The organism is Desulfobaculum senezii (assembly GCF_054657395.1).
On the sequence record NZ_BAAHYU010000002.1, the window covers coordinates 1,112,168 to 1,135,852 of the forward strand.

Here is a 23,685-nt window from a genome sequence, read left to right on the forward strand (position 1 = left end):
GCTAGTTGACCGGCACCGGGCTGTAGGCAAGGCCGCCAAAGGCCGCATTCATGGCGTCAAACACGGGCTTGCCGACAAGGAAGGTGTAAATCTCGTCCGCCTTCTGCGCCGGGTCGATGTCCGCGAAGCGGTCCGGGTACAGAATCTTGCCCACGGCGTAGGCGTTGGCGAGGATGGAACCGTAGTTGATGGAGTACCAATTGTAGGGGAGCACGCCATAGACGCGGCCCTGCTGGACGGCCGTGAGTGTGCGGTAGGCCGGGTCGTTGCGCAGTTCGTGCAGGCCGCCCGCGGCGTCGCCCATCTGCACGGTGGACAGGTCGAGGAACAGCACCTCCGGGTTCATTTCCACCAGCTTTTCCTTGGCGATGTCGCTGTGGCGCAGGTCCTTTGCCGCGCCGCCCGTGTGGGCGAGGTTGCGCGCATTCACAAAGGTAAAGGGCGGGTAGAGCGGTTCCGTGGAGTGGTAGCCGTGCGGTCCCTTGAAGGCCACGCCGCCAATGTAGACGCCGGGACGCTCGCTGGCGGGAACGTCCGCCGTGCGCGCGGCAAGGTCGGCAATGGCGTCCTCAAAAAAGGCGATGACGTCTTCAGCGCGCTGGCGCTTGCCGATAACGTCGCCCATGGTGCGTAGGGTCTGGTAGAGCTTGGGGCGGTTGGGGCCGAGGTCTGCGTAGGCCAGCGTCACCACAGGGATGCCCGTCTTGGCGTGCAGTTCGGCGGGGTCGTGCCCCATGCTGGAGGCGTAGGTTTTCAGGATGACCTGCGGCTGTGGCTCCAGCGTCAGAATGCGTTCCGGGTTGTCGTGCCCGCGAAATTGGCCGAACACAGGCTTGGTTTTGTACTGCGGGGTGGCAAGGGCGTAGGGGCGCGAATCGAACCGGGCGCGGCGGGTTTCCATGTCGTCCACGCCAACGACAAGGTCCTGCCCCTGAAGATAGGTGAGCAGGCGCAGACAGCCGGAGCCGGAACAGATAACGCGTGATACAGAATCCGGCACATCCACAGTGGCGCCGAGGGCGTCGGTCACCTGCGCGGCGCGGGCATGGGGAGCAAGGAACAGCGCGGCCAGAAAGACACAGGCAACAGCCCGAAACGACCTGAGCAACATAGAACTCTCCTTCACACGAATGGTTGAAGGGTGACACTATTTGCTCAAATACGTGATGTCAATATTCGTTGCAGGGGAAGCGATGCAAAAGCGTATGCGTAATCCTTATCCGATTACTAGGAGAATGCGACGCGGGGGCGGGCATTCGGGGGAATCGAGTCTTAACAGAACGTGGCGGCGGAGGCTGGAGCGGGTGTGCGGATGATGCAGGCGGGAGGCGGCTCCCGCCTGCGGGAATATGTTGGGTGTGCTGGTCGCGCCGCGCCGTGGGCGCCCCGTCCCAGCGCCCTGCGGGGTGCAATTAGTCGTACAGGTCGTGGCAGCGCGCCTTGAGTGCGGCCAGGGTATCGGCTTCGGCGCGAAAGGCCGCCGCGTCTCCTGCGGCGTAGGCGGCTTCCAGCCGCTCGCAGGCGCTGAGGTATTCCGGGTAGAATTCGTCGCCGTAGCCGGGGTAGGTCACCATCAGGCGAGAGTCCGCCATAAAGGACGAGAGCACCTCCGCCGGGGGCAGTTGCCCGCGGTGGGCGTGGCGCAGGATGGTCCGGAAGTTCGTCTTCATGTGCGACTTGAGGCTGGAGTAGCCGGGCTTGTCGTCTTCGTCATAGTCCACGTCGTCCATGTTCGGGGCATCCTCGCGCCGGGGCGTTTTGAATTTGCCCTTCATGAAGAGCTGCCCAGAGCGGGTGCGAAAGCTCAGTTTGAGGCGGTCGAACCCTGCGGGGACGGGCACGGCGTCTGTGCCGCCCTGTTCAATGGCGTCGGCTATTTCGCGTAGCAGATTGGGGAGCGTGTCGTCGGAAGCGTCGCGGTATATCTTTGTAGATCCCATTCTTTCTCCAGAGTATGGCGTTGGCGCTGCATGTCCTGCCGGTAGCGTTTTTCTGACTTGGCAGGGTAGCAAAAAATGCCCCGGGGCGGAATGATGGGGCGCGCTGCCCCGCCGCGGGCGGCGTGATGAAAAAAGCCCCCGCCGGGAGTCTGGTCCGGCGGGGGCGTGGGATATGGCGCAGTGGACAAGGGGGTCAGGGAAGCGGGGCGTCCCCGACCAGTGTGCGCAGTTCGCTTTGGTTGGCGACCTTGAGTTTGCGCATGATGTTGGTTTTGTGCTTCTCCACCGTTTTAATGCTGATGTAGAGAAGCTCGGCGATTTTCGCGTTGGGGTGTCCTTCCACGACAAGGGCCAGCACTTCCCGCTCCCGGCCCGTCAGCGCGTCAATTTTGCTTTGGGGCTGGTCGGGGGATGTTTTGCCGTCGATGTAGCCGCGGATAACATCCATGGACACTGTGGGACTGAGGTAGCCGTTGCCCTTCATGACGTTGCGCACGGCGGCGGCGAGGTCCTCGTTGGTGGAGTCCTTCACCACGTAGCCGTCCGCCCCTGCCTTGAGCGCGGCGTAGACGAATTCCTCATCGCTGTGCCCGGTCAGCACAAGGATGCGCATGGAGGGGAAGTTGTCTTTGACTTCCTTAATCACACGCACCCCGGTCAGCCGGGGCATGGTCAGGTCGATGAGGAGCAGGTCAACCGCATCAGGGTCGAGCCGTTCCAGCGTTTCCACACCGTCGGCGGCCTCGCCGACGACGTCCCAGTCCGGGTTGGTTTTTATGAGGGCCTTCAGCCCTTCTCGCAAGAGAGTGTGATCTTCAGCAATGAATATCCGTACTTGAGCCGTCACCAGAATCTCCACCATCGTGAGCTGCGGAGCTACACCGGCCCCCTCCCTCAAAGGGGTGCAGTGCATACCCGAAATGTGCGGCAAGCAGCTGGATGGGCGTATCGTCCTGTGCGGTGCGGATTGCATCGCAAAGGTAGTCCGTTAGGCTGCTGACATCGCTGCACGATGCATAGCCGTTTTCCATACTTTTGGGAAGTTTTCCCATATTCACCTGTTCACGGATCCATGCGCTGATGATATCCCCGAATGACATAATTGCCTCCCCTCAAAATTAAGTAAACTAGTTGACTGCACGTGAACAAAATAGGGTTCTTCGACTACGGGTGTAAATGCAGAGCACCCTACTTTTGTAGGTAGGGTGTTGGGTGATCTTTGGTAGGGTGCCGCGAGGAAAGAAGCCGGAATAATTCGCTTATTATGCGTAAAGTGAGGCGGATTAACGGGCCCGCCTTTTCTGCGGGGCGAGGTAGGGCCATTGAAGGAAGGGCCAACTTCGTGTAGCGTATCCCGAAAAATATCCCGGAATTATTGGGGAAACAAACACGAAGAGGGGAACATATGCAACGCTTTATAGGAACTATCGCCGCTTTGCTTCTCACTGTCGCCTTGGCTGTACCGGCCAGTGCGGAATTGCGCAAAGTATCGGTCTCTGCCGGGTCTGGCGGAATGGACGGCGCCGTCTGCATCGCCATGGCCAAAGGCTACTTTGCCGAAAACGGCATTGAAGTGGAGCACAAAATTTACCGCAACGGCTCTGTCGCGCTCAAGGCGTTTCTGGACGGCGAGGTGGATTTCGGCACCACCAACCGCGTGGGCATTGTGCTGAGCGACATCGATTTCGCCAAGGTCGCCCTGCTTGGCGTGTTGGCCTACACCGACAGCCAGACCAAAGTGCTGTGCCGCAAGGATGCTGGCATCTCCAGCCCCAAGGACCTCAAGGGCAAGCGCATCGCCACCGTGCGCGCCACCACCGCGCACTATTATCTGTATAAATACCTGCTGCATAACGGCATTTCCCCGAAGGACGTGTCGATTACCTTCGTGACCAAGAAGCAGCTGCCCGGCGCCATTGCAAACGGTGAAGTGGACGCCATCTGCCAGCATGGCACCCCCATTGAAAAGGCGGAGGCCAAGCTGGGCGGCAACGCCATCAAGTTCACCAACGCCCAGCTGGACCGCAAGACTGTGCCCATCCTTGCCCACCGCAATCTCGTAAACGCCGAGCCGGAACTCATTGAGGGCATGTTCCGCGCCTTGAAAAAGGCCGAAGCTTGGGTTGTGGGGCACGAGGAAGAGGCCGCACGCATCATCGCGGACATGAAGCACCGCTCCTACGAGGGCACCCTGAACTTTGTGAAGAACGAGGTGGAGTACAACCTGTCCCTCAAGCAGAGCCTGCTGCTCAACTTTGAGAGCGTGGAAGGCTGGGCCATTGAGAACAAGCTGGTCTCGCACACGGCGCCGCGCAACTTCATGGACCTGATTGAGTATCAGCCTCTGGAAAAGGTCTTTCCCGGTAGCGTGAGCATCATCAGGTAACTGCGCATGACGATACGCGGAAAACTTCGTCTGCTTATGGCCGGGACGGCATTCTTGCTGCTCCTGGCCATGGGCAGTCTTACTTGGGCCGAGTGGCGCATCGGGCTTTTTCTCGACCGCGGCAACTCCGCTTTTTCCATTCTGAGTGGTCTGGCGGAGCTAAACACCCTGTCCAATGAACTGAGCAATACGAACATTGAACGCGTGCAGGAGCAGTGGCGTTCGCGGGCGGACCGGCTGCATGCGCAGATTGAGCTCTTTGCCGCCATGTTTGAGAGCACGGAGCCGCTGCAGTCTCTTGAGCGCGACTTTGCCAAGGCGGATGCGCTGTTTGTGGACTTTGTGAGGATGGCGCGGCTGGCCCAGCGTGAACAAACCGTGGAGCTGTGGACCGCGCGGCGGTTTTTGCGCAGTCATTTTTCCGTGGTGCTCAGCGCCGTGGAGGCCGATGCCAACGAGATTTTGGAAGAGAACAGTGCAAACATTGCCGCCGTGCAGTCGGCGCGCAATGGAGTGCTGCTGTTCGTTTTCGTCGTCCTGAGCGGATCGTTCCTGATGTGGGCGCGCTTTTTCCAGCAGGGCGTCATTTCGCCGCTGCGGCAGCTGCACAAGGGCGTTTTGTGTCTGCGTGATGGTGAGCTTGGTTGCGAAGTCACGGTGCCCGGCCGCGACGATGAGGTGTCCGCACTCGGCCGCGCATTTAACGAGATGTCCCTGCGGCTCAAGGTGGTCACCGTCTCGCGCGATGAACTCCAGCGCGAAATGCTGGAGCGGCGGCGCGCCGAAACCGCCCTGCGCGACGCCCAGCGTCAAGTCTTTGCCGCAGGGGAGCGCGAAAGGGCGCGCATCGGGCGAGAACTGCACGACGGCGTGTGTCAGGATATTTCGGCAGTGCGCCTGCATATTGGCAACATTCTTGGAGCCATGGGCGAGAACACGGCCGAGGCTGTGGGCAATCTTCGCCGCATTAACGAGCATATCACCAAAATATTGGAGGATATGCGCCGCATCGTCATGGACCTGCGCCCCGCGACACTGGATGAAATAGGCCTTGTGGCCACCCTGCGCTGGAAGTGCCGTCAGGTGCGCAAAACGCAGGGCATTGAGCTGAATCTGGAGGTCCCGGCCAGCGAGGAGCGCATCCCGGAAGATATGAAGGGGCCGCTTTATCGCATTGTGCAGGAAGCCTTGAATAATGTGTCCCGCCACAGCGGGGCCACGCGGGTGGACGTGCAACTCCGTCTGAATACTGACAGGCTGGAGCTTGCCGTGGTGGACAATGGCGTCGGCTTCGACCCCAACACCGCCGGAAGCGCGGGCTATGGCCTGTCCAACATGCGCGAGCGCGCCCGCGCCTTTGACGGCGTATTCTCCATCATGGGCAGCGAGGACGGCACCCGCCTTGAGGTCGCCATCCCCCTGCCGCAGGAGCATGGCCGCGGCGTTGCCGCCGAAGCATAACGCCGCGTCTTTTGCGCCGAATTCATACGGTGATTCAGACCACATCCTGTCGGCATTGCGCCGGGGGATGTGGTCTTTTTTTTGCGGTTTTCTCAAGCGGCGGGTGCCCGGTGAAAAGCCGGGCGTAGCAGGGTGTACGCGCTGCAGAGGGAGTTCGACGGGCCGCGTTGCCTCCGTTTTGCGCGGCAACTGTTTTGCGAAAAGCTCCATGACGGTATATGGTTGCGGAGCATGGCCCTGATGTTGCGCAAGCTCTCTGTGGGAGGATGTATGTCGGATATGGCGAAAGTGGCGTGGATGGTTCTGTTGGCGGGCGTCCTCGCTTTGGCGGGCTGTCAGGCGCAGCGGACGCAGACCGCGCCGTCCAAAGACGCCGTAAAGGCCGAGCGCCCCGGCGACGTACGGTCGTCGCTGCGGTCCAAACTGTTTGTACTGAAGGACCCGCGCGATATGCGCCTTGCCCTGCTCAAGCTGCAAAAGCAGGGGAGACACCGCGACGAGTTAATGCGCCGCGCGCGGTCGCTCAATTTTGCGGACATGGACGCCTTTGTCCGCGCCCATTCCTTGGAGCGCCGCTTTACGCCCCTTGGGAAGGGGCGTTTCCGGTACGACGTGCGCGACTTTATCCTTGGCAACGAGATTATCCCGAGCGCTACGCTTATGCTGACGCTGTCGCAGGTGGACACGGGCGGCAGCCGCCGGGACGCCGTGATGCTGGACGGTTTCCGCGTGCAGGGACGCGACATTATGCCCTTTGCCGCGCCGCGCATCTACGGAGAGGTTTTGTCACAGGCGATGCAGTAGCCGCGGGCGGGGCCGCGGTGGTTGCTCGTGCGCCGCGCGGCGGTCGTGCGGGCCGTGGCCGGAAGATGGGCTGACGAGACGAGTTGCGTCAGATTTGCTGCGCGTGGAGGGCGGAAGGGGGCTGGCGGAGCCGGGACCATCCGGCGGCGTGAAGCCCTCAGGCCGCCAGGCGAAAGAGTGAGAAAAACGGCAAAAGGGAGCGTGCAGCAGTGCTGCACGCTCCCTTTCTGGTGATTACTGGACGCGGTATGGAGGGGAGCCGTTTCGGCTACTTGTCCTCCACCTGTCGCACGGCCGTGCCGTAGCAGGAGATGTACTTGCTGCCATCGGGGTGGAAGGCGACGTTTTCGCGGTAGCCCACAACGGCGTTGGCCCCGTTGGAGATGGCGCGGGTAATCATGCCATAGAACGCCTGCTCCATGTCATATCCCCTGTACGCCGCCAGCCCGATAACGCGTTTGACCGCGCGGGACGGGATTTCCTTTGTGGTTACCACCGGGAACTTGCCCGAGAGGAACAGGTCCTTGGCAATGTGCAGGTTGTCACTCTTTTCGGGTTCGTTGTGGGGCTTTTTCAGCAGAGAAAGCATTGAATTCCTCCTTGGCTGTCACTGTGCCGTGTATGGAAAAAATCGTGTTGATGTCGCTTGGCGGTGACAAAGCAAGCACCTTGCCAAAAGTGCAGGGTCGTGGTGTGGCAACGCTTCCGGGGCGGGCAGGGCGTGATGCGGCAGGGCGGCAGGGGAGAAGCGCCAGAAAAATGACGGTCTTTGAGGACTCGACAGCGGCGGCGCTTGCCGCTAGTTTCGCGTACTTTCAGAAAATGATGACAGCCTGCGGCCCACCCGGCACCACGCCGAAGCGGGGCGAAGGGCGCAACCGGAGCAGATGAACGACTGATGAGCCGATTACTCAATGCAGCCCTCGCCATCGCGCTGATTGCCTGCCTTGCGGGGACGGCCGTGGCCGGAGAGTACGCCTATCCGTACACCGACCCGTATGTGGCCACCGTGGTGGGAACGCCGCCGGATATGATGTACACCCCAAAGCGCACGGCGCGGCCCGTGGGCCATACCCTGCGCGTGGACGACCGCGTTGCGCCGGAGCTTTTCTGGCACAGCGAGGAGATGCGCTACTCCGTGGTGATGCAGGATGGCGACGCCCCGCTGATGTTCCTCGTCGCCGGGACCGGGGCGGGGCACAATTCGCAAAAGAACGCCTTCCTCCAGCAGGTGTTTTTTGACGCGGGCTACCATGTGGTGTGCCTGCCTTCGCCAACGCATCCAAACTTTATCGTCAGCGCGTCCACGTCCCGCGCGCCCGGCTACATCCGCGACGACGTCAGGGACCTGTACCGGGTCATGCAGCTGGTGATTCGTGATTTGGACATTGCGGACCAAGTGACGGACTACAGCGTGGGCGGCTACAGCCTTGGCGGCGCGCAGTCCGCGTTTTTGTCCTGGCTTGATGAGGAGCGGGGCGCGTTCAACTTCCGGCGGGTGCTGATGATCAACCCGCCCGTCAGCCTGTACAACTCCGCCCTGCGGCTGGACGCCCTACACGTGGACGGACCCGGCGCGCAGGATAATATCGAGCGCACCACAAGCCGCCTGCTCAAGACGGTGTCGGAGTTCTACACCAGTCAGGACAAAGTCGATTTTGGCGGCGACCTGCTCTACAGGCTCTACAACTTCCGCAAGGTGCCCGGCGACGACCTGCGCACGCTTATTGCGGTGTCGTTTCGCATGTCGTCGGCCAGCATCATTTTTGCCACGGACCTGACCCTGGGCGCGGGCTACGTGGTGCCGCAGGGCCAGCGTCCGGTGCCCGGCGACCCGCTGCTGGGCTATCTGCTGACCACCGTGCGCCTCAGCTTTGAGGACTACTTTGAGGAATTCCTTGCGCCGTACCTCATCTACCGCAACCCGGCGCTCACCCGGGAGTCCATCATCCGCGACAGCAGTCTCAGGAGCATCCGCGACTACCTGCGCGGCTCGGAGAAAATTGTCATGGTGACCAATGCCGACGACCCTATCCTCGACGGCGCCGAGGTCGACTTTTTGCGCCGGACCTTTGGCGCGCGCGGCATCATTTATCCCGTGGGCGGGCACTGCGGCAACATCATGTACCGGGATAACGTGCAGGATATGCTGCGGCTTATGCAGGCCGGGGAGGGACGCTGATGCGACGCACTACGACACTTTTGCGCGTTCTTCTCCTGGGCGCTGTGCTGGCCCTTGGCGCGGGCTGCGCGGCCAAGGCGCCTACCAAAGTCACGGACTTTACGGCCCCGGTGCAGCATCCGCCCATGAAGGCCGAACTGTCTCCGGACAGCCCCTTTTACGTGTACGACCCGTGGGAGCGGATGAACCGCCGGGTTTACGATTTCAATGCGCGCCTTGATGACTACGTGCTGATGCCCGTGGTCAACGCCTACGAGACCGTCACCCCAAAGCCCGTGCAGAAGGGCGTGTCAAACTTCTTCAGCAATATCGGCGAGGTGCCGACCTTCATCAACTGCGTCTTGCAGCTGGACGTGGAGGGCGCGGCCAACACCCTTGGACGCTTTGTGACCAACACCACCATCGGCCTTGGCGGGCTGGTGGATATGGCGTCGCGCGGCGGGCTGTATGATGAGGATGAGGACTTTGGGCAGACCCTTGGCGTCTGGGGCGTGCCTACCGGCCCGTATGTGGTGCTTCCCGTGTTTGGTCCGTCCAACGTGCGCGACACGGCGGGCGTTGCCGTGGACAGTACCATCATTTGGATGGAGGAAAGCGCGGTCATGGACAAGCTGGACCCGGACCACGCCCTGCCTGCGCGCATTGCCTACGGCACCCTCAAGGGCATTGACGTGCGCAAGCAGATTCTCTTCCACTATTATGAAAACGGCGCGCTGTTTGAGTACGACTTGGTGCGCTTCCTCTACATGAAGAAGCGCGAATGGGATGTGAAGAAGTAGCCGCGGCGGCAGACCAGGCCCCGCGTTAGAACAGGAGGCGCGTGTATGCGAACAGGCGTAAAAATCTTCGGCACGTTCAACGGCATCGGCCCGGAGGGCTACGAGGCGCTGAAGCCGGAACTTACCTTTGATGAAGTGGAATACGACGGCAGCACCATCACCATCGCCCATGACGGCTATCACCCGGACGCGGAGCTTCTCGTCATCAAGGTGATGGAGCACATGCGCGAGGGAGCGGAGAGCGGCCTTGATATCCTCGACCACGACGAAAATACCTTAACGCGCTACGCCATCGAGCACGACGGCTACCGCACGCGCGTGATGAATATGGACGACGTGACCCCCGTCTACCCGCAGCACAGCCACGAGTAGGCGGCACACAGCCAAACGAAAGGCCGGTACACAGGTACCGGCCTTTTTTTCAAGGAAAATCAGGCCAGAGGGGTACAGGAAATCCCTTTCTGGCCGATATGTTTGATGAATGTGCTCCTCAGGCGGCGCTACAGCGCCCCAATGACTGCACCGAGGAGCTGCGAGAGTTTGCCGGTGGACGCCTGCGCCATGGCGATGACGTCATCAAGCGAGGTTTCCTCCATGCAGTCCGGCAAATTCTTGTTGGTGAGGCAGGAAATCCCGAGGACCTCCACGCCCATATGGTGCGCGGCGATAACTTCGAGTACGGTGGACATGCCAACCGCGTCCGCTCCCCAGATGCGGAAGGCCCGTGTTTCTGCCGGGGTTTCGAGGTTCGGTCCCACAAGGCCGAGGTAGACGCCTTTTTCAAGGCGGATGCCCAGCTCAAGGGCCTTGTCCATGGCGATGCCGCCAAGGCGCTGGCTGTAGGCGCGGCTCATGTCAGGGAAACGGTCGCCCCATGCATCGTGGTTGATGCCCACAAGCGGGTTGGCCCCCGTGTAATTGATGTGGTCCGTGATGCACATCAGCCCGCCAGCATCAAACTGCGGGTTCAGCGCGCCCGCCGCGTTGGTGACGATGAGCGTCCTGACGCCAAGGGCCGCCATGGTGCGCACGCCCATGCAGACGTCGGCAGGGGAATTGCCTTCGTAGAGGTGAAAGCGCCCCTGCTGCAGCCAGACGTTTCGCCCGCCAACCTGCGCGGCAAGGAGGCGTCCGGCGTGCCCCTCAACGGTGGATGGCGGAAAGCCGGGAATGTCGGCATACTCAAACGACTGGACATGGGTGAGGGACTCGGCCCAGTCGCCAAGGCCGGTTCCGAGCACCACGCCGATATCCGCTGCGTGCGGCCGTGTTAGGCTGTTGTGGATATAATCCGCTGCCTGCTGGACTTTTTCGGGATTTTGCATAAACTTTGATAAGTAATTATGAGGGGTTCGGGGAAAGGTAATGGTCCGGGGCCACCAAGTTCGGTCATTCTGTACGGGATGCCCCTTCATGTCAACGTCCGCTCTTGATAGGCAGATTTATAGATTATGGATATTGCAACACTTCTTGGCTCCATCATAGGCTTCGTCCTTGTCATCGGCGCCATCCTTGTCGGGGGGCAGCTGGGACTGTTCATCAACGTCCCGGGTCTGATGATTGTCGTTGGCGGCACCTTTGCCGCCATCTGCGTCACCTTCCCCTTGCAGGATGTCATTGATGCCCACAAGGGCGCGCTTTCCCTGTTCATGAAGAAGAAAGGCAAGGTTGAGGACGTGGTGAACATCATGGTCCGCATCGCCGAGATCAGCCGCCGCGAGGGTCTTATCGCTCTGGAAAACATCCAGACCGAGAACCCCATCCTCAAAAAAGCCTGCCAGCTCATTGCCGACAACGCCGACCCCCAGCTCATCCGCGATACGCTCATGATTGAGATTGGCACCATGAAGCGCCGCCACAGCATCTCCATTGATGTTTTCCAAAAGCTGGCGGGCTTCGCCCCGGCCTTTGGTATGATCGGTACGCTCATCGGTCTGGTGCAGATGCTGGCCAAGCTGGAGGACCCGGCAACCCTCGGTCCTGCCATGGCTGTGGCCATTTTGACCACATTCTACGGCACCATCATGGCCAACCTCGTGTTCCTGCCCTTTGCGGGCAAGATGAAGGCGCGAACCTCGCAGGAGGAACTCCACCTCCAAATCATCTTTGAAGGCGCGAAATCCATTCTGGAGAACAACAACCCCAGATTGGTGTACGAGAAGCTCTCGTCCTTCGAGCCGCCCAAGGAGCGAAAGAGTGCCCGATGAAGATCTGAACATGTTCGGCGCTCCGGAAGAAAGCGGCGACAACAACGAGTGGTTGACCACATTCGCCGACCTGTCGCTGCTCCTTCTCGTCTTTTTCATCCTGCTCTTTTCCATGTCCACGCTGGATGAGGAAAAGTTCACGGACTCCTTTTTGGCCGTGAAGCAGGCCCTTGGCGAAAAGGACAAGGAACTCATGACCATGCGCGTCAAGAGCGAGGACGCCGTCATCATGGACACGGTGCGCATGCAAAAGCAGCTCATCGAGTCCCAGCGCAGGGTGTTTTCCGACGTGCGGACCTTCATCACCAAAAAAGGTGTGGAAGGTGTGGTCGGCGCGGTGTTCGACGAAGGCAAGATTATTCTCCGTCTTCCCGGCGATGTGATGTTTGAATCCGGTCAGGTGGAACTCTCCAGCCAGGGGCGCAAAATGCTCGACACCATGCGCGACATGTTGGTGAAATCCGTCGACCAGCAGATCAATATCGTCGGACATACGGATGACATACCTCCTTCACGGAGGAGTAGGTTCAAGGACAACTGGGAGATTTCCAGCTTGCGTGCGGTGTATGTTTTGCGCTATCTGATGCAACTCGGAATCGCCCAGGGAAGGTTGACGGCGACAGGTCTTGCCGATCTGGAACCGATCTTTCCGAACAACTCCGCCAAAAACAGAGCCAAGAACCGGCGTGTCGAACTGGTTCTTGAAAAGATCGTGAGCAAATAGGATGATCGACGAGTACTCGTTCTCTCTGGGCAATGGTGACAACGGCGGACAACGACGAGCATTCCGGACCAAGATTCCGGGGCTCGAGGTCGTCCTCAGGTCTACGGACAGGCATTTCATGGTGCTGGACCTCAGCGCCATGGGGCTGGCCTTCAAGGATTCCGAAAAGGGATTCACAGAAGGCGAACAACTGGAGTTCGATCTGCTCCTTAACAAGAAGCTCTTCCTTCCTGAGATGAAGGCGCGGGTGATGCGGGTGCTGGATAACGGCATCATCGGCATCAATTTCGAGAACAACGACTATCGAAAGGAAGCCCGCCTCGATAAGCTGGTGCTGGAAGTCCAGAAACGCATGATCGCACTCAGGAAGAAGGCGGACAAACAAGGAACGTAAACCAGTGTTGAACAAACATAAGGTACTGGTGGCGAACCGCGGAGAGATCGCCATGCGGATTGTCCAGGCCTGCCGAAAGCTGGGTCTGGACTTTGTTTGTGTGTATACCGCCGCGGACGAGGGCTCCGGCCATGTCAAACTGGCCCGGGAACTCGGCGGCGAAGGTGCGCTCTATCGCATATCCTCCTACCACGACGCCAATGAACTGCTGGCCGTGGCCGACGATGCGCAGGCAACTGCCGTGCACCCTGGCTACGGCTTTTTTGCGGAAGACTTCCGCTTTGCCCGCCGCGTAACGCAGCGTAAAAACCGTCTGCATTGGATTGGCCCCTCGTGGCGCGTCATCCGCGAACTGGGTGACAAGATTAACACCAAGCGCCTTGCGCGCGGCCTTGGCGTGCCCACGGTGCCCGGGTCCGACCGCCCCATCTATGACGAGATGGAAGCCGAGGAAATCGCCGAGAACCTCTTTGCCTTTCAGGCGGAGCAGGGCGTGGTGAATCCGGTGGTGCTGGTCAAGGCGTCGGCTGGCGGTGGCGGCATGGGCATTGAGGAAATCCACGATATGGATTCCTTCCGCTCCATCTATCGCCGCATCCGCAACTACGCCAAGCGGCAGTTCAATGACGAAGGCGTGCTGGTCGAACAGCGCATCTTCGACTTCAATCATCTGGAAGTGCAGATTCTTGCAGACCGTCACGGAAGCGAGCCGGTACATTTCGGCACACGCAATTGTTCCGTTCAAAGCACTGGTCGGCAGAAACGCATAGAAGTCGCCCCCGGTTTCGCCCCCGGTGAATTGGGCTACGGCTTTGATGCGCAGGCGCTTTTGGACGAGATTATCGGGCACTCACTGTCCATGGCCCGCGAGTCTGGCTATGACAGTGTGGGAACGTGGGAGTGGATTGTCACCCCCAACGGCAAGCCCTTCCTGATGGAGGTCAACACCCGCATTCAGGTGGAGAACGGCGTTTCCGCCATTATCTCCCGCACTCCGCAGAGCGAAGTGGTAGACCTGATTGCGGAGCAAATCCGTTGCGGCCTTGGCGAAAAGCTGGGCTACGGACAAGGCGACATCAACTTTGAGGGTGTTGGCATAGAATACCGCATCATCGCGGAGGACCCGGCCAACAAGTTCACCCCGTGGTGCGGCCGTATCGACACCTTCACGTGGAAGGAAGAGTCGTGGCTGTCCATGTACACGCAGGTGCCAACGGACGAGCCGTATCAGATTCCCACGGAGTTCGACCCCAACCTCGCCCTTGCCATCATCTGGGGCAAGGACCTTGCCGAGGCCAAGGAGCGCGGATTGGCGTTTCTTGACAACCTTGTGCTGGAGGGGCAGGATTCCGCAGGTGATGGGCTGCGCTCCAACGTGGAATTTCTGCGGGAGAAGACGGCCGACCTCCTGAAGTTCAGCTGATGCCGGACCCCGCATCATAATGATGCGGCCCCGTTTGCGCCATGGCGCGGCTGGGCACCACCCGACACTCAATCCCAAAGACACGTATATGGACATTGAAAAGCGGATACAGGGCCTGCGCGACAGGCTACAGTATATTCAGGACATCTTCGGGGCGAAGGAGAATGCGAATATTCAGCTTCTCCAGTCCAAGCTGAATGATTTCCTTGCGCGAGAGGACTCCGTGTCCCCCGCGGAACGGGCCAAACAGCTTTCCGCCCTTGAAGACCTGTTCGAGTTCCTGGAAAAGAAGCTTGAACGTGAACTCACCCCCATGGACAAGGTGCGCATTGTGCGTCACCCGCAGCGCGTCTGCCTCAAGGACATCCTTGAGAACGTCTATGACAACTACACCGAACTGGGCGGACAGGACGAATACAACATCGACCCCAGCATGATCATTGCCCGGGCGTACATCTCCCGCCGCGTTGGCGGCAAGGTGCACAACCAGCCCGTTATGGTCATCGGTCAGGAGAAGGGACACGGTCAGGAATTCCGCAACGGCGGTTCCGTGAAGCCGTGGGGCAACGCCAAGGCGCTGCACTATATGAAGGTCGCCGAGACCGAGAATATCCCCATCCACACCTACGTCTTCACCCCCGGTTCCTATCCCATTGAGGACAACCCCGGCGCGGCGCAGCAGATTGCCCGCAACCTTTACGAGATGGCTGGCCTGACCGTTCCGGTCATTACCTGCATCTCCGAGGGCGGCTCCGGCGGCGCGGAGGCCATTGGCCTTGCAGATCACCGGATGATGTTCTCCCATGGCTACTATTCCGTCATTTCCCCCGAGGGCGCCGCTGCAATCGAGGGCCGTCTGCGCAATGGCCAGCGCGCCAGCGTGGAGCTTATAGAGAGTTGCGCACGCAAGATTAAAATGACGGCGGACGACAACAAAGCCATGGGCTTCATCGACCAAGTGTTGCATGAGCCGTCGCTTGGTGCGCGCCCCGAGGACTATGACTTCTTCAAGACACTGCGTCAGGAAGTCATTGCGGCCACGGATACCGTGGTGCTCAACGTCAAGGGCCTGCGCCTTTTCCGCGCCATGACGCTCAGCTCGCGCCGCGCGCGCAAGAAGGGCAAGAGTGCGGAAGACATCTACGTGCGCTGGAACCTGTCCTCGCGCGCCAAGGAGCGCCTCGTCTGGCGGCGCTACCAGCGCTTCCGCCGTATGGCGCAGAAGGCCTATCTCGACGATTCTCCCTTCACCGAACGCGTGAATAATGTGCTCGGCGAATTCTGGTGGGATGTGTACTCGTTCTTCAAGTACGACTTTATGCGGAAGCACCAGAAGAAGATTTCTTCCGTTATGGAAGAGCTGGGTGGAGAGATTCAGGTCGTCAAGGACCGGTGCGCCGCGCCTTTCCAGTGGATGCGAAACCGCATCTCCGAAGGCGAGGGCGAAACCGCGATTGATACGGAAACCGAAAAGAGCCTCACCGAGCTGTCCTGCTGGGATGAGGAATGCGATACGGGCAACGGCACCTACTACGTCAGCCCGCAGGCGCGCGAAGACCGCGCTGTCACCTGCCCCAACAGCGCTACGCATGGCTGTGTGGACCTGTGGGCGCCGGACCTCTTTGGCGACTTCGGCGGCGTGTGCTCCACCTGTGGGCACCACTTCCGCATGGAGTACCAGTGGTACCTGCACAACGTCTTTGACCAGAACTCCATCTACGAGTTCAACCGCAATATCGAAGCCGGCAACCCGCTGGACTTCGACGGGCTGGACGCCAAGATTGAGAAGGCCAAGGCAAAGACGGGCAAAAAGAGCGGTTGCACCACCTTCGAGGCGCGCATCCATGGCGTGAACTGCGTTGTGGCTATGCTTATCGCGGACTTCCGCGGCGGCTCCGTTGGCGCGGCAGAGGGCGAGAAGTTCATCCGCGCCGCCGAGCGTGCGCGCAAGAAGCATTATCCCTTCATTGCCTATGTGCACGGCACGGCGGGCATCCGCATTCAGGAGGGCGTCAACGGCGTCATCCAGATGCCGCGATGCACCATGGCCGTGCGGCGCTACATCGAAGCCGGTGGTCTGTATCTGGTGCTGTACGACACCAACTCCTACGCCGGTCCTGTGGCCAGCTTCCTTGGCTGCTCGCCCTACCAGTTCGCGGTGCGTTCCTCGAACATCGGCTTTGCCGGACCCGGCGTTATCAAGGAGACCACGGGCATCGACATTCCGCCCAACTACCACGACTGCCATCAGGCGCTTTCGCGCGGGCATATTCAGGGCATCTGGGACCGCAGGGAGATTCGCAAGAACCTCCAGCAGGCCCTTTTGACCATGGGTGGCCGCAACCTGTACTACAGATAGACACTTTCGGAGCGAAAGCGGCCCGCGCCGCTTTCGCTCCGGTCAACGTCATACGAACCGCAAGAGGACACTCTCGTGACAGACGTCAAGGCTCTTCTGGAAGAAATGAAAGCCTCCCCCTATGAGATGGTGGAGGTCAGAGCACCGCATACCGGAGTGGTCGAGTACGTAGTGACCGAGACAGCCACCCAAGTTTCCGGCGTGTCCGGAACCTGGGATGAGAAGCCGGGAACGCTGCTCGCCTACCTTGAGCGTGAAAATACCAAAAAGCCCATCCACGCCCCCCTCAAGGGCGAGATGGACGCCGTATGCCTTGAGCACTCCGGCCAGTTTGTGGAGGAGGGAACCCTGCTGTGTACCCTGCGCCACTACCTGACCAAAGAAGAAGTCATCGCCGCAATTCTCAAGAAGACGCTGCACCTGTTCCATGCCCCGGAGCAGGCCAAGTACTACTTCACCCCGGATGTGGATACCAAGGTCAAGGCCTCGGGCTGCAAGAGCGTGCGCGTGCGCGAAGGCATGGACCTGTTCATCATGTCGCGCATGAAGCGTGAGGCGCCGTTGCCGTACAGCGGTCCGGAAGGTCTCATCTACGCGCTGTACTTCAAGCATAACGAATCCGTCCCCGCGGGCGCGCCGCTCATTGGCGTGTGCCCCGAGGACCTGCTCCCCGTCATTCAGGACGTGGTCAACCGCGTGCAGGGTGAGTGGGAAGAACATAACTAGGAGACGCCGTGGGCAAAATTCTTCAGATTCGTGTTTCGGCTTCCACGCCGTATCCGGACGACGTAAAACGTGCGTGGCCCAGACTTTTTGCCATTGCATGGCCGGAAACGGACGCTCCGGTGACCGCCGGAGGCGGCCAGCCTGGAGTTGTGGAATTGGTCACAGCCCTTGACGACCAGGTGCGTTTTGGCCTTAAAGACAAGGAACTGAAGGCGACGTTGCGAGAGGGGCTGGATACGGCCCTTGGCCTCGTCGCCAATCTGGACGCCGCCCTCGGCGACTGGAATCCCGGGGAAGCCAACGCCATCAGCGTACGGCTGGAAGACGCCCTGGACGCACTGGAAGAGAAAGCTCCGGCACCCAAATAGCCGGGGATAGAAACGAAAACGAAATCGGGAGAGTCTCATGGCTTCTTTGAACAAGGTAATGCTTATCGGCCGTCTTGGTCGTGACCCCGAGCTGCGCTACACGCAGGCCGGCCAGCCCATCGTGAACATGCGTATGGCAACGGACGAGTCCTACACCAACCAGCAGGGCGAGCGCGTGGACAAGGCCGAGTGGCATTCCGTCGTCGTCTTTGGCCGTCAGGCCGAACCCTGCGCCAACTACCTGCGCAAGGGCAGCCTCGTGTACGTTGAGGGCAGCCTGCAGACGCGCAAGTGGCAGGGTCAGGACGGCAATGACCGCTACAGCACCGAAGTCAAGGCCCAGCGCGTGCAGTTCCTGGATTCCCGGAACACGCAGCAGCAGGGCGGCTACGACGCTCCGCGCCAGCAGCAGGCTCAGCCGCAGCAGCAGTCCCAGCAGTGGGGCGGCCAGCAACAGCAGCAGCCGCAGCAGCAACAGCAGCAGCCTGCTGAAGACCTCGGCCCGGCATTCCCGTCCGAGGCATCCGGCATGGATGACGTGCCGTTCTAAACCGCGAAGCGGTAGGTGCCACACAAGGCATTTGGGAGGGCGACAGCGATGTCGCCCTCTTTTTTTGGCTTCGGCCCAAGGGGGTGCTGCGCCTGACGCGCCAGAGCGAAAGATCCACCCGCTGTGCGGGGAAGACAGTCGGCGCTCGACGACAATGCCGTTCCGGTACGCGAGGAGTATCTAGGCCCTTTTGTCCGCTCTTGAGGCAAGGAGGCGTCCTTCACCACCGCCGCTCCAGAGGCGGTGGCGGGCCGAGAGGGCGGGGCGCCACGTACAGCGCGCGGGTGCGCCGCGCGGCATCCAGTGCGTCATTCCGAGGAAAACGCCGCATGCCGGGGTTGCGCGGGAAACACCTCCAAATTCTGTCGCCCACTTGTGCGAAGGCGCTGGGAAGCGTAGCGTAATGATTGAGTTTTCCAACCGCTTTGGCGCAAGGAGGAGTCATGCCCGCACCCCGCGATATGTCGTTCTACCGCTACGATGATGCCCACCGTTTTGCGGCGGAGTATCCGCGCCTTGCGCGGCAGGTGGTGGCGGATTTTGAATTGGCGGAGGGCCTGTGCCTCGACCTTGGCACCGGCGGCGCGGCACTTGCCATTGAGATGGCTAAGCTGACGCGCATGCGCTTTGTGGGTGTGGACAACAACGCCGAGGCGCTCGGGCTGGCGCGTGAAAATGGTCAGCGGCACGGCGTGGCTTCCCTGCGCTTGTCCCTTGTGGCGGCGGATGTGCATGCATTGCCGCTGGCGGCGGGGAGTGTGGACTTTGTCATCAGCCGCGGGTCCATTCCCTTCTGGGCGGACCGCAGCCGCGTGCTGGCGGAGGTGCACCGCGTGCTGCGTCCCGATGGGCGCACGTTCATCGGGTGCGGCTTCAGCCGGGACCAGCCCCAAGAGGCCGTGGAGAAGATGCGCCCGGCGTGGGCGCGCGAGGACAGCGACGATGAACGCATGCGCTGGCGCGACCCCGATGTGCTACGCGGCATACTGGAGGCGGCGGGCGTTGAGACGTATCTCATCATGCGTCAGCCCGGCTATGGGCACTGGATAGACATCCGCAAATAGTCCCTGCTGGCGCCGCTTTTCCCACGTCAGTATGGGGCGGTATTTTCGGGAAAATGGGCGGGGGCGTTTTTTGAAGGAAATTGCGCGCGCCTGCCGGGCGGGGTGCGAGTGTCATCTCGCTGTCAGCCGTGCCAGACAGGGGTTTCGCCCCTGTGGAGGGCTGAGAATTTTCCCTGAATTTGGGCAGTATTTGGCAGTATTCGGCCTTGAGGGCCATATACGTTTTTGCTAGGTACCGCTCACTCATTACGCAGTGAACTTCAGGTGCCCGCAGGGCAATTATGGAAATCCGGTGCGAGTCCGGAGCGGTCCCGCCGCTGTATTCCCAAGCATTTCACGGCCATGCCGCCGAGATGCGCGAGAAGGGAAAGCCAGTCATCCTGCCTGAAGCGTTTCTGACCGTCCGGGGTACGCGGATACCACGGCGGGCAAGAAATACATCCCCCGAACCCTCCCGCGGCAAATCTTGGGCCGCAGGGTAAAAATCATGGCACGACGGCTTGAAGCAGTATCGTGGTCGCATGTGTTTTGTCGTGTGCGATCCGGCGCTTTGTGTCGTCAGCGGAGACCCGATGCCGAAACAGATTCTCAAACGCGACGGTTGTCTTGAAACCTGGTCCACGGAGCGCATTGCTGGCGCCATCTTGAAGGCTCTTAATTCCAGCGGCATCAAGGACCCGCTCCTTGGCAAGCGCCTTGCCCGCAAGGTTGCCGAGCATATCGACGCCGAGGGCGTGGACGTTCCGGAGCAGGAATACGTTCAGGACACTGTGCAGTTGGTGCTGATGGAAGCCCGCCTCTACTCCGTGGCCGAGCGCTACATCATCTACCGCGAAAAGCGGCGCGAGATGCGCAACCAGAATCAGGCCTATATCGACATCTCCAAGATGATCGAAAGCTATCTGGACCGCTCCGACTGGCGCGTGAACGAGAACTCCAATATGGTGCATTCCTTTCAGGGACTCATCCTGCATATGGCCGGTTCCGTTCAGGCCCGGTACGTGCTGGAAAAGTACCCGGAAGAAGTGCGGCAGGCCCACAACCACGGCTATTTCCACCTGCATGATCTGTCCTTCGGCCTTGCGGGCTACTGCTCCGGCTGGAGCCTGAGGGACCTCCTGCTGGAAGGCTTTAACCTGAGCGGCCGCTGCTCCTCCACGCCGCCCAAGCACTTTGACGCCGTGTGCGGACAGATTGTCAACTTCCTCGGCACGCTGCAGAACGAGTGGGCTGGCGCGCAGGCGTTCAATAACGTGGACACCTACCTCGCCCCCTTTGTGCGTGAGGACGGCCTGAGTTACCACGACGTGAAGCAGCAGATGCAGAAGCTGCTCCACAACCTGAACACCACCTCGCGTTGGGGCGGCCAGAGCCCGTTCACCAACTTTACCTTCGACTTCGTGCCGCCCAAGCACATGGCTAAAGAGGCCGTGATCATTGGCGGCAAGCTGATGGATTCCACCTACGGCGACTACGCCGAGGAAATGGAAATGATCAACCGCGCGTTCCTCGAAGTGATGCTTGAGGGCGACGCTGACGGCCGCATCTTCTCCTTCCCGGTGCCCACGTACAACGTCACCTCCGACTTTCCGTGGGATTCCGAGTCCGGCAAGCTGCTGCTGAAGATGACCTCCCGCTACGGCGCGCCGTACTTCCAGAACTTCATCAACTCGGACCTGAACCCCGAGGACGTGCGTTCCATGTGCTGCCGCCTGCAGATGGACCTGCGCGAAATCCGCAAGAAGACCGGTGGCCTGTTCGGCGCTGGCGACCTGACCGGTTCCATCGGCGTCGTCACCCTGAACCTGCCCAAGCTGGCCTATCTGGCCCACAACGAGGAAGACTTCCTCGACCTCGTGGCCGAGTACGCCAGCCTTGCCAAGGATTCCCTGGAGTACAAGCGCAAGCTCGTCACCCAGAACCTTGAGGCGGGCATGTTCCCGTTCTCTCGCCGCTACCTGAAGAATGGCTACAAGGGCCACTTCTCCACCATCGGCGTTATTGGCGGCCACGAGGCCTGCCTGAACCTTCTTGGCAAGGGCATCGAGAGCGAAGCCGGTCTGCGCCTGATGCGCCGTACGCTCAAGCACCTGCGCAAGCTCATCGTGGACTTCCAGGAAGAGACGGGCAACCTCTACAACCTTGAGGCCACCCCCGGCGAAGGCACCTGCTACCGTCTGGCAAAAATCGACAAGGACCTGTACGAAGACATCAAGACCTCCGGTCAGGATGTGCCGTACTACACCAACTCCACGCTGCTGCCCGTGGGCATCACCTCCGACGTGGTGACCGCGCTGGAGCACCAGAACGAGCTGCAGACCGTGTATAACGGCGGCACTGTGTTCCACACCTTCCTTGGCGAGGCCGCGCCCTCCGAGGAAAGCGTGAAGAGCTACCTCCTCCGCGCCATGTCCAACACCAAGATTCCGTATATCTCGGTGACGCCCACCTTCTCGGTGTGCAAGGAGCACGGCTACATCTTCGGCGAGCACTTCTCCTGCCCCACCTGCGGTGAGGACACGGAAGTCTACACCCGCGTTGTGGGCTACTACCGTCCCGTGAACCGCTGGAACAAAGGCAAGCAGGAAGAGTATCGCGACCGCAAGGAATACGCTATGGAGTCCTTCTGCGGCTGCGAGTGTAGCGCCTAGCACGGGCGAGAGCAGCGGCCTTTTCGAGAGCGTTTTCACAGGAGTTCATGCATGATACTCAGTGCGCAGCAGTTGCGCGCCCTCCGGCAGCGTAACGATGAGGAATTGCGAAAGGGGCAGTACGCCAAGCACGGCTACCCCGCGCATACCATTCGCGACCTGTTGCAGACCGTGGAGGCGCTGAAAAAGGAAAAGAAAAAGTGGCAACGCCTTGCCACCACGCGCGGCAAAACCCTCGACGAAATCCATGAGCTGGCCGAGAAAAACGGCAACGGCAATGGCACCGGAGAGTGCAGCTAGCCCGCTCGAGAAATACCGCAATAATGAAAGGGCCGGGAGGATATATCCTCCCGGCCCTTTTTGCGTGCGGCCCCAGCAGGGAAGGGGCGCAGATTTGTGCCGCAACGGGGCGGCCGGAATTGTTCAGCTTTTGCTCCAAAATGTGTTGAACTCGGGAAAAGCCTTGTCCCATCGGTGCATTTCGGATTTCGGACAACTGCGAATTGCGTTACCCTTGGAAGGAGTCGATACGTCCGTCGCGCGCTGGCGAGGGCGCGTGGCACAAGCTTCACCAGGGGGACAGGATGAAGATAGCAGTCGAAATCACGGTGTTTAACGAGGTGATTACGAAAGTTGTCGAGTACCCGGGTATCCCGCAGAGCCACGCGGAAGTGATCCGCTGGCTGATGGCTGAAAAGATCGACCTGAAGTGGACGGACTATGAGAACGCCCCGGTTGAGGACAAGTTTGTGTTTGACCTCAAGGACGGTGTGTCTCACTGAGGGTGCGGGGCCGGGAAAAAGACCGTGCGGGAGCGCTGTGCCCCGTGCCGGTTGCCTTTAATGACAAGCACGCGGCCCCGGTCATGAAATTCATGGAGCAAGTGGACGTCGGCGAGATGGGAGAGCGCCGCGTCCAGCTCCGCATCAAGGCGCGCCTCCTCACCGGGGACGGCGCACAAACCAAGCAGGCGGTCGCGCGCAATGCCGCAGCTTCCGCCACAGGCCCAAAGGGCGGCATGCAGCCATCTCGCCAGCCCGTGGGGCGCCAGCAAGACCCGCTCGCGCAGGAACATGCGCAGGGCGGGTCTGTTGTGAAAGGCGCCCGCCACGGCGGGGTGCACGCGGGCGATGCAAGTGTCATCCACCCGGTCATACAGCAGGCTCTGCATCATTTGGAAGGAAATACGGTAGCGCGCGTCCTCTAAGGAGAGGCGGGCATGCTCCAGCCGCGACAGGCTGGCGTGCACGCGGCGGCGGTTGTCCTGACGGCTGCGCAGGTCAAGGGTGGCGAGGATGTCCGGCATGTGCACGCGGACGATGCCGTCGCCGGATTCGCTGTCTCCGGCGGCAAGGCACGCCGTCAGCACGTCCAGATCAAATTGGTCGAACCGTTCGCCGGTGAAGGTGAAACGGCGCGTGGCCGTTGGCATATCCAGCTGATGGCAGTGCATATGTGGCCTGCGTCCGCCCCACACCGCGCGGAACAGGCTGGAGGCCATAATGCAGGCGGGCGTGATGCGCAGAAAGCGGTTCTCGTCCGGGGTGAAGCCGTTTTGCGTGGCGGCGTCGCCGGGATGGGGGCCCGATATGTACCAACTGGGCGTGTCGAACGTGCCTTCATCGGCGTAGAACATGGCGTTATCCTCTGCGCGCCGTATAGCGCGG

Annotated in this window: 24 protein-coding genes and 1 riboswitch; of the genes, 18 read left to right on the plus strand and 6 right to left on the minus strand. The window is 60.6% G+C overall.

Annotation, left to right across the window (positions count from 1 at the left end; genetic code table 11):
* Position 1 precedes the first annotated feature (1 nt).
* The 3 genes from ACYQ2T_RS05825 to ACYQ2T_RS05835 form a co-directional block, all read right to left on the minus strand.
* Positions 2-1,111 carry an iron ABC transporter substrate-binding protein gene (locus ACYQ2T_RS05825; RefSeq protein WP_459899196.1) on the minus strand — a complete coding sequence of 370 codons (1,110 nt, stop codon included), beginning with the start codon at positions 1,109-1,111 and terminating at the stop codon, positions 2-4.
* A gap of 301 nt (positions 1,112-1,412) precedes the next feature.
* Entirely contained in the window at positions 1,413-1,940 is a 528-nt protein-coding gene (locus tag ACYQ2T_RS05830) for a GAK system XXXCH domain-containing protein (RefSeq protein WP_459899197.1), read from the minus strand.
* A 193-nt stretch (positions 1,941-2,133) separates the two neighbouring features.
* Positions 2,134-2,787, minus strand: coding sequence for a response regulator (locus ACYQ2T_RS05835; protein WP_459899198.1), 654 nt, complete (start codon positions 2,785-2,787; stop codon positions 2,134-2,136).
* A gap of 558 nt (positions 2,788-3,345) precedes the next feature.
* Here ACYQ2T_RS05835 and ACYQ2T_RS05840 point away from each other — a divergent pair.
* The 3 genes from ACYQ2T_RS05840 (at position 3,346) to ACYQ2T_RS05850 (ending at position 6,591) form a co-directional block, all read left to right on the plus strand.
* Entirely contained in the window at positions 3,346-4,326 is a 981-nt protein-coding gene (locus ACYQ2T_RS05840; protein WP_459899200.1) for an ABC transporter substrate-binding protein, read from the plus strand.
* Positions 4,327-4,332: 6 nt separating this feature from the next.
* Positions 4,333-5,787: an ATP-binding protein gene (locus tag ACYQ2T_RS05845; RefSeq protein ID WP_459899202.1), complete on the plus strand. Its 1,455-nt coding sequence runs from the start codon at positions 4,333-4,335 to the stop codon at positions 5,785-5,787.
* Between the two features lie 270 nt (positions 5,788-6,057).
* A complete protein-coding gene (locus tag ACYQ2T_RS05850) occupies positions 6,058-6,591 on the plus strand; it encodes a hypothetical protein (RefSeq protein ID WP_459899204.1) in 534 nt (177 codons plus the stop codon).
* Positions 6,592-6,859: 268 nt separating this feature from the next.
* Here the strand turns inward: ACYQ2T_RS05850 and ACYQ2T_RS05855 are convergent, their stop codons facing one another.
* A complete protein-coding gene (locus ACYQ2T_RS05855; RefSeq protein WP_404844502.1) occupies positions 6,860-7,180 on the minus strand; it encodes a heavy metal-binding domain-containing protein in 321 nt (106 codons plus the stop codon).
* Positions 7,181-7,489: 309 nt separating this feature from the next.
* Between ACYQ2T_RS05855 and ACYQ2T_RS05860 the strand changes: the two genes are divergently transcribed.
* Genes ACYQ2T_RS05860 through ACYQ2T_RS05870 form a run of 3 tightly spaced genes read left to right on the plus strand, consistent with a single transcriptional unit; the run spans position 7,490 to position 9,924 of the window.
* Entirely contained in the window at positions 7,490-8,773 is a 1,284-nt protein-coding gene (locus ACYQ2T_RS05860; RefSeq protein ID WP_459899206.1) for an alpha/beta hydrolase, read from the plus strand.
* On the plus strand, positions 8,773-9,552 hold the full coding sequence (locus tag ACYQ2T_RS05865) for an MlaA family lipoprotein (RefSeq protein WP_459899208.1): 780 nt from the start codon (positions 8,773-8,775) through the stop codon (positions 9,550-9,552). The genes ACYQ2T_RS05860 and ACYQ2T_RS05865 overlap by 1 nt, the downstream gene beginning before the upstream one ends.
* A gap of 45 nt (positions 9,553-9,597) precedes the next feature.
* Positions 9,598-9,924 (plus strand): hypothetical protein, encoded by a 327-nt coding sequence (locus ACYQ2T_RS05870; RefSeq protein WP_459899210.1) that lies wholly within the window; start codon positions 9,598-9,600, stop codon positions 9,922-9,924.
* 128 nt (positions 9,925-10,052) lie between these two features.
* On the opposite strand, the gene ACYQ2T_RS05875 is transcribed toward ACYQ2T_RS05870, so the two are convergent.
* Positions 10,053-10,877: a purine-nucleoside phosphorylase gene (locus ACYQ2T_RS05875; protein WP_459899212.1), complete on the minus strand. Its 825-nt coding sequence runs from the start codon at positions 10,875-10,877 to the stop codon at positions 10,053-10,055.
* A 126-nt stretch (positions 10,878-11,003) separates the two neighbouring features.
* Between ACYQ2T_RS05875 and ACYQ2T_RS05880 the strand changes: the two genes are divergently transcribed.
* The 12 genes from ACYQ2T_RS05880 (at position 11,004) to ACYQ2T_RS05935 (ending at position 22,800) form a co-directional block, all read left to right on the plus strand.
* Positions 11,004-11,759: a motility protein A gene (locus tag ACYQ2T_RS05880; protein WP_404844507.1), complete on the plus strand. Its 756-nt coding sequence runs from the start codon at positions 11,004-11,006 to the stop codon at positions 11,757-11,759.
* Entirely contained in the window at positions 11,749-12,483 is a 735-nt protein-coding gene (locus ACYQ2T_RS05885; RefSeq protein ID WP_459899213.1) for an OmpA/MotB family protein, read from the plus strand. The genes ACYQ2T_RS05880 and ACYQ2T_RS05885 overlap by 11 nt, the downstream gene beginning before the upstream one ends.
* Position 12,484: 1 nt before the next feature.
* Entirely contained in the window at positions 12,485-12,877 is a 393-nt protein-coding gene (locus ACYQ2T_RS05890) for a PilZ domain-containing protein (protein ID WP_459899215.1), read from the plus strand.
* Positions 12,878-12,881: 4 nt separating this feature from the next.
* A complete protein-coding gene (locus ACYQ2T_RS05895) occupies positions 12,882-14,300 on the plus strand; it encodes a biotin carboxylase N-terminal domain-containing protein (RefSeq protein WP_459899217.1) in 1,419 nt (472 codons plus the stop codon).
* An 88-nt stretch (positions 14,301-14,388) separates the two neighbouring features.
* Positions 14,389-16,659 (plus strand): carboxyl transferase domain-containing protein, encoded by a 2,271-nt coding sequence (locus ACYQ2T_RS05900; protein ID WP_459899219.1) that lies wholly within the window; start codon positions 14,389-14,391, stop codon positions 16,657-16,659.
* A gap of 75 nt (positions 16,660-16,734) precedes the next feature.
* Entirely contained in the window at positions 16,735-17,385 is a 651-nt protein-coding gene (locus ACYQ2T_RS05905) for a biotin attachment protein (protein WP_459899220.1), read from the plus strand.
* A gap of 8 nt (positions 17,386-17,393) precedes the next feature.
* A complete protein-coding gene (locus ACYQ2T_RS05910; RefSeq protein WP_404844512.1) occupies positions 17,394-17,753 on the plus strand; it encodes a hypothetical protein in 360 nt (119 codons plus the stop codon).
* Between the two features lie 37 nt (positions 17,754-17,790).
* Positions 17,791-18,303 (plus strand): single-stranded DNA-binding protein, encoded by a 513-nt coding sequence (locus ACYQ2T_RS05915; RefSeq protein WP_459899222.1) that lies wholly within the window; start codon positions 17,791-17,793, stop codon positions 18,301-18,303.
* A gap of 443 nt (positions 18,304-18,746) precedes the next feature.
* Positions 18,747-19,367, plus strand: a complete 621-nt coding sequence (locus ACYQ2T_RS05920; RefSeq protein WP_459899224.1) for a class I SAM-dependent methyltransferase — start codon at positions 18,747-18,749, stop codon at positions 19,365-19,367.
* Between the two features lie 245 nt (positions 19,368-19,612).
* A riboswitch (cobalamin riboswitch) is annotated at positions 19,613-19,769 on the plus strand.
* Positions 19,770-19,939: 170 nt separating this feature from the next.
* Complete coding sequence (locus ACYQ2T_RS05925; protein ID WP_459899226.1) at positions 19,940-22,018, plus strand: ribonucleoside triphosphate reductase; 2,079 nt, start codon at positions 19,940-19,942, stop codon at positions 22,016-22,018.
* A gap of 51 nt (positions 22,019-22,069) precedes the next feature.
* A complete protein-coding gene (locus tag ACYQ2T_RS05930; RefSeq protein ID WP_459899228.1) occupies positions 22,070-22,318 on the plus strand; it encodes a hypothetical protein in 249 nt (82 codons plus the stop codon).
* 284 nt (positions 22,319-22,602) lie between these two features.
* Positions 22,603-22,800 carry a hypothetical protein gene (locus ACYQ2T_RS05935; protein ID WP_459899230.1) on the plus strand — a complete coding sequence of 66 codons (198 nt, stop codon included), beginning with the start codon at positions 22,603-22,605 and terminating at the stop codon, positions 22,798-22,800.
* On the opposite strand, the gene ACYQ2T_RS05940 is transcribed toward ACYQ2T_RS05935, so the two are convergent.
* Positions 22,794-23,654 carry a hypothetical protein gene (locus ACYQ2T_RS05940; protein WP_459899232.1) on the minus strand — a complete coding sequence of 287 codons (861 nt, stop codon included), beginning with the start codon at positions 23,652-23,654 and terminating at the stop codon, positions 22,794-22,796. The genes ACYQ2T_RS05935 and ACYQ2T_RS05940 overlap by 7 nt on opposite strands.
* Between the last annotated feature and the right edge of the window lie 31 nt (positions 23,655-23,685).